The organism is Endozoicomonas sp. (genome assembly GCF_051008435.1).
Taxonomy (GTDB): Bacteria; Pseudomonadota; Gammaproteobacteria; order Pseudomonadales; family Endozoicomonadaceae; genus Endozoicomonas_A.
The window spans coordinates 1-5,380 of the sequence record NZ_JBPCXO010000514.1; the positions used below are offsets into that span (position 1 = coordinate 1).

4 protein-coding genes are annotated in these 5,380 nt (G+C 46.4%); all 4 read left to right on the forward strand.

Annotated features, from left to right (window positions below):
• Positions 1-390: 390 nt before the first annotated feature.
• The 4 genes from ACR2PX_RS25740 to ACR2PX_RS25755 all read left to right on the forward strand — a co-directional run bounded on the left by ACR2PX_RS25740 (position 391) and on the right by ACR2PX_RS25755 (position 5,267).
• Positions 391-1,992, forward strand: coding sequence for a peptide ABC transporter substrate-binding protein (locus ACR2PX_RS25740; RefSeq protein WP_434002215.1), 1,602 nt, complete (start codon positions 391-393; stop codon positions 1,990-1,992).
• 156 nt (positions 1,993-2,148) lie between these two features.
• Positions 2,149-3,192 (forward strand): hypothetical protein, encoded by a 1,044-nt coding sequence (locus tag ACR2PX_RS25745; RefSeq protein ID WP_434002216.1) that lies wholly within the window; start codon positions 2,149-2,151, stop codon positions 3,190-3,192.
• A 132-nt stretch (positions 3,193-3,324) separates the two neighbouring features.
• Positions 3,325-3,756 carry a nucleotide triphosphate diphosphatase NUDT15 gene (locus tag ACR2PX_RS25750; RefSeq protein WP_434002217.1) on the forward strand — a complete coding sequence of 144 codons (432 nt, stop codon included), beginning with the start codon at positions 3,325-3,327 and terminating at the stop codon, positions 3,754-3,756.
• Between the two features lie 344 nt (positions 3,757-4,100).
• Positions 4,101-5,267, forward strand: a complete 1,167-nt coding sequence (locus ACR2PX_RS25755) for a hypothetical protein (RefSeq protein WP_434002218.1) — start codon at positions 4,101-4,103, stop codon at positions 5,265-5,267.
• Positions 5,268-5,380 lie beyond the last annotated feature (113 nt).

Below are 5,380 nucleotides of genomic sequence, written 5' to 3' on the forward strand. Positions count from 1 at the left end.
GTTCATAGCACTTGGCGTTATCGAGGAGGTCATAAAGTTTCATGACACTGTTTTACAAGAAAACGTCTTCTATTCATAGCCACATAAGTCATCCTGTTTCCAGCTCCCCGGAATCCACTAAGAGCCAAAGGTTAATGCGCTCTCAGACTGCACCTGCCAGGGTAACTCAGTCCCTCTGGCGTCATTGGCAGATATCACAGTGACCTCATTTCTGATTATCGTTTGTTGATCGCACTCTGTTTGTGGAATTACCCACCTCCTGGTACTTGAGAACGTTTAATGTCATGCCTGACAGCCTCGATTGTTTCTGACTTTTCTCAGCAGAAGGCCCATGAATAAGCTATACAAAAAACTCCTGTGCCTTTTCATTGCTCATGGCTGTTTGATCTGATGACCTTAATGCCCTTCAATACATTCAAACTCTGTGGCTGGCTGCAAAAAGTCCGCCTGATTATGATCTGGTTGCTGTTAGCCTGTGCAGCCTCCATGCCTGCCCTGTCTTCGCCTCTGGAACGCGGCCTGCTGGCTACCCCCAAATCTTTGCATCCACACTATTTTGGGGGTTCTCCCGATGCTCAGGTTCTCAAAGATGTTTTTGAAGGACTGATGGTCCAGAACAAGAACGGTGAGCCCGTGCCCGGGGTTGCCCGAGATGTTCAGCGTCACCCTGATGGCATCCGGTATACCTTTATTATCAGGGATAACCTGAAATGGTCAGACGGCAGTGCATTAACGGCCGATGATTTTGTCCGCAGCTTCAAAGCTCTGGCTGACCCAGCACGCAGGGCCAGCTATCGCTGGTATTTAAAGATCGCCAGAATAACCGGAGCTGAGCAGGCTCTAAATGGTAATCCGGAGGCACTGGCCATCAAGGCCTACGGTAATAAGCTGGTCATAGAACTGGATCAACCTGCGCCCTATTTTCTGGACTTGATGACCTTTCCCAGTTTTCTTCCCGTCCATCAAAGTAATCTGTCGGGTGATGCTGCTACCGTCCCGGTCACCAATGGCCCCTACATGATTCATCGTGTGATTCCGGAAACCCGCATTGAATTGAGCAGCAATCCCAACTATTACCGCCACCTGAATACCGATCTTCAACAGATCAATTATCAGATCATTCCCTCAATCCATCGCCAGTTAGAGGGTTTTGAGAATCACTCTCTGGATGTGACGGCGCAATTGCCCGCGCTGCATATCAGGAAGTTGAGAAAGCAGCACCCGGTGTCGGTCTTTGAAGATCAGATTCTGGCCACTGCCAGCCTCATTGTCAGCCCAAAAGTCACTGCCCTTAAAAATGTGAAGGTACGCCAGGCTCTCTCAATGGCGATTGATCGTGAGGCACTGGTCAAAAAAATATACCCTCACAGCCATACTCAGCCAGCCTGCAGTTTTGTGGCCCCACACACCCGTGGATTCAACCCGGATCCGGCTAACTGTCGTAAGCTGCTGGGCAACCCGGATCGCAAAGAACAGGCAATCAAGTTACTGGCAGAGAGCGGCATAAAAGGCAGTGACATCAAGCTAACCATACTGTCCAGCCCCAAGTACGACTCCATGGATATCCTGCCGGAGATTTGCCACCAGATTAACAGTACTCTGGGTACTTCTCTGGACAGTAAAAGCGATGACTGGGGCAGCTATCTGGAACGGATCTCTAAAGGAGACTTTGAAATGGTCTGGTTTGGCTGGTTAGCGGGTTACAACGATGCCACAGCTTTCCTGACACCTCTGACTGAAAGTAAATTCTTTGGTCCCTTCAGGGATCCAGCCTACCTCAGGGAATTAAACCTTGCCGCTGATAAGAAAACGGCGGTAGAACGCTTACCCAACTATAAGATTGCTGAAACCATTCTGGCCAGAGAACTCCCCTTGATCCCTGTCCTTCACCCCTCTCTGATGACACTCGTCAATCCTGACATTGGCGGATTTTACTCCTCCAATCCCGAAGGCTGGGTTCACAGCTGGCACCTCTATCGGATTCTTGACTAAGCCTCTGAAATGAAGACAGTGTCTCCAGATGCTGTCTTCAAGATGCCTGAACCTCATTGAGCCGACACTCAATCCACTCACCCAATACTGAAACTAACACTCTACTTTCCAGTTAATACTGAAAGGCCTCATAATAGGTTCAAGAACAAGGTCATCATGGATAGATTCAGACTCGGAAGGAAAACAGCCCAATACAAACCTCTTTCTGAAAAAGAGACCGATAAGTCACAGAAAAGTGGCCTTTTTGGACGGTGGAAAATAAAAACGTCTCAGCCCAAGGGAAAATACTCCCCTGAAAAAACCGTCAAACAGAGCAAAACCTATTCATTAAAACAACGGGAAATCAGAAAACTGGCCGTGAATACCCCACCCCCCACAGACCCCAAAACACTCAGGTCGATGGCCATTGATGCCCAACTGGCAGCTTACCCCTATCATCGCTCGATGGAAAAAGTCAGAGCTGCAGGCGACATTCACAAACCTGAAAAAGAGGATTTTGCTGCCCACTGGAAGGGATCTTCTGAGCTTGCAGAACTGATCGCTTCAGATGCCGGTTTGACCATTAGCTCGGAAGAACCAGGATTCATGTATGACCGGGAAACCGGACTGACGGCTTACGCCCTGATCAATCCGAACCTCAACGAAGTGCGTTTGGTCTTTGGCGGCACCACTTCCGGATTGACAGCCGGTGAGTTTCTCAAACGTTCCAGAAAGAACATCAAGTTTTCAGGCAAACAATGGAAAGCCAATATCAAAAATGCCCTGGGAAGAGGAATCCCTGACAGTTTCATACAAGCTAAAAAATTGACTGCCAGTCTCTTGGAAAAAATGCCTGCAACACCTGAAGGCAAACCCTTCACTCTGAAACTGAATGGACATTCCAAAGGGGGGGCCGAAGCCAACTATGCCGCTCTGTCCATGGACCCTCCTCTTGAGGCGGTCTGCTTTTCAAGTTCTGAACTGAGTCGCGCCGCTTTATCCGATATTCCCAGAGAGAACCTGCTGCGTGCGAAAGAGAAGATAACTCATTACAGCATTAGCAAAGACCTGGTTTCCAATGCCGGAAGGCTGCTGAGAGGGCTGGCACATACAGGCAAAGTCATCACTATACCGGCCAAGCATGCTTACAATTCGTTTCTGGATCGACACGACAAATTCACAAGACATATCGAGCATTATGCTAAAAATGCAGCTCAGTAAGTGGGGTTATTAATGTTCACATTCCAAAGATGACCTCACTATACAACGGCCCGTGCCAAGCCATTGTTCAAACCTGAGCCAATGCTTAGACTAAGTACTCTTTCAAATCCGTTTTAATGGATGGAGCTAACGGTGACTGATCAAAAACTTCCAAGAATTGGTGTCGGTGTGATCGTCAAAAGAGACAATAAAATTCTTCTTGGACGTCGTATCAACAGTCATGGTGAAGGACAATGGGCTTTTCCCGGCGGGCATCTTGAATTTGGTGAGAGTCCTGAAGAATGTGCTGCGAGAGAACTCATGGAAGAAACGGGTCTGACCCTTGATCAAATACGCACAGGGCCCTATACCAACGATGTTTTTACCACGGAAGGTAAGCACTACATCACTCTCTTCATGATTGCAGAATCATCCACTGGCACACCTGAAGTCAAAGAACCCGAGAAATGCCTTGAGTGGGAATGGTTTGAATGGAATTCCTTACCTGCACCTTTATTTCTTCCCATCATCCACCTTAAAGCAACGGGCTATCAACCCGACAGCCAAGCTTCCCGCCCTTCTTAATTAACTGTAAAACAGAATAACGCCATCTTTAGTAAGGTGCTTCAGATGGTTTCAGAACATGCTTATCTAAAAACAAACCCCATTAACAATGTCGACTCAGCCAAGTATTCCCAATACCTTTTTCTTAATGACTCAGATGAAAAATCGTTCCTGTTACCCTCTCAAGACCTAAGGTCATCAGATGACTGAGTTAACCTGAACACTGATTGCTTCTAAGTATTTTTCATTATTAAGAGTGTATGGCAGAACAAATAAATCTGAGCGAAGCAGTCCAGGAAAAAGATTCGTAACTATAATTTATATTCACTTTAAGCTCGTCATTGGCTGAAGGAATTCACGTCACTATGCGATTACTCATCGTTCTTATATTTACTCTTCTTTTTCCCATCTCACTGATTGCTCAATCAGAAACCCCCTCTGAACAAGAGGAAACCGCGTCTTCAGCATCTGGCTCGGACAGCGAGCCCAAGACTAATACAAAACCGGCTCTTAATGTCTATTTAAATGAGCATTGGTATAGAGATGCAGGCAGTGATGAGATCATATTCTGGCATATGGATCACCCTTCAATATTTGCCGTTGGCGATGAAGCTTTCCGTGAAGATGAGTTTCTTAACACTAAAGTGAAAGCCAGCCTGCATCGATCAAATATGCTGGAAGAACTGCCTGCATTTTTATCCAAAAAAGAGGTATTTCCAAAGGTATATATTATTACCGGCCACCTGACTCGTCAGAATATAAGAGATTTTATATCGGCTGTGAAAAATGCCTCTTATGATTCCGTTGTGAAACAAAAGAAAGATGTCTGGAACTACTACTGGTCTGAAGGTTCATTTCTGGTCGTCAGCCACTATGGCTTTGCCAGTAAGAACGCCTTCCAGCAAGAACTCTGGCTGGATGAATCTCAATTTGGAAAAAAGATCCATGCAGGGAATATGCTGGCCATCAAGGTACAAATGGATAAGGAACGAAGTGTTGATCTGATGGTGTATTTTTCCACTACCTTCAACTTTTACCATCTGCGAGAGATGCAAAAACTAAATTCTGGCATGCCTGAACTTACCCGACATCCTGCAGTAGCCGGTTTGGAACAAGCACTGAATTTAGCAAGAGAAAAAGGCTATGGTATCAAGGCTCCTCTTGTAGTGGCCGGAAGTACCAATATTCCATTATTCCCAAAGGCCAACAATGGGTTTCTTGATCACCTGCAATCGAATCTCCATCTTCATACGGCTTCCCACAATAAACAATCCGCTGTAGTGGGCAATTTCAATGCAGAGAATAATACTGCCAGCAGCTACTGGCTGGGCATGACGGGAGGACCTGACTACCTGTTCAATGACAGCATGTCAGAGTTAATCGACTGGGTAGCTACTTCAGGCTCTACTGGATTACAACAGCCACACTTAACGATGAAAACCATTGAGTTTGAATCCCTATGCCGTTATTCCATGCCTATCCAGAAGACTTGTGGGAAAGGCTATTCACTTGGACGACAGGTAGCTTCTTAATAACTGCTGCAAAGCCCACAAGGTAGTATGTGAGAAGCTTTTTCAATCAAGTCCGTCAGCCTTGGAAACGAGCCACTGCCTGTTAACCTGTCTGTCAGATAGTCCCAGAATGA

Coding starts and splice junctions, on each gene's coding strand:
- ACR2PX_RS25755 (WP_434002218.1), top strand. CDS start 4,101: ATGCGATTACTCATCGTTCTTATATTTACTCTTCTTTTTCCCATCTCA.
- ACR2PX_RS25745 (WP_434002216.1), top strand. CDS start 2,149: ATGGATAGATTCAGACTCGGAAGGAAAACAGCCCAATACAAACCTCTT.
- ACR2PX_RS25740 (WP_434002215.1), top strand. CDS start 391: ATGACCTTAATGCCCTTCAATACATTCAAACTCTGTGGCTGGCTGCAA.